The organism is Nocardia sp. 852002-20019_SCH5090214 (genome assembly GCF_001665865.1).
Classification (GTDB): domain Bacteria; phylum Actinomycetota; class Actinomycetes; order Mycobacteriales; family Mycobacteriaceae; genus Nocardia; species Nocardia nova.
The window spans coordinates 1-728 of record NZ_LZMK01000038.1 but is presented as its reverse complement, the minus strand read 5'-3'; the positions used below and the strand labels follow the sequence as shown (position 1 = coordinate 728).

Sequence of the window (728 nt, the reverse complement as noted above, 5' to 3'; positions counted from 1 at the left end):
GCGCCGCTCCACCGTGCGCGGCACCGACGTGTGCACGGAATGCTCGATCGGCTGGCGCCGGTGCCGCGATTGCGACCGCTTCGACAGCGACCTGGTCCGTGTCATCGGCCATGGCGAAGTCTGTGACGACTGCTCCGACAGCTACCTGGTGTGCGACGACTGCGGCTCACGCGCCGACGGGCTCAACGAAACCGAATCCGGGGCCGATGTGTGCGGGCGCTGCGAGGACGCCGACTACCACCGCTGCGCCGGCTGCGACATCCTCATCCGCTGCTGGGAAGACTACTGCGACACCTGCGCCAACCAACAGCCCGACCACCGCGGCGTCCACTCCTACAGCTACAAACCCGAACCCGACTTCCACGGCACCGGACCGCTGTACCTCGGACTCGAACTCGAAATCAAAACCCCCCGAGACGTTTTCGACGAAGCCGCCGAACTCGCCATCGACCAGCTCGGCGACCTCGGATACCTCAAGGAAGATGGAAGTATCCAGCCGTGCGGATACGAGCTGGTGACGCACCCGATGTCGTATGACTTTGCGTGCCAACGGTTCCCGTGGTCGCTGCTGAATCGGTTGCGGATGCTGGGAGCCTACACCGACACCAGCGTCGGCATCCACGTGCACGTGTCCCGCGCCGGGTTCTCCTCACCCGCCCACACCTACCGGTGGCTGAAGTTCGTCTACCGCAACGAATCCCACGTCAAAGTGCTGGCGCGCCGCGACT

The 728-nt window shown here is 65.0% G+C and carries 1 pseudogene; it reads left to right on the top strand.

The features are described 5' to 3' along the window. Positions 1–728: pseudogene (locus A5780_RS40625) on the top strand (hypothetical protein); the annotation flags it as partial.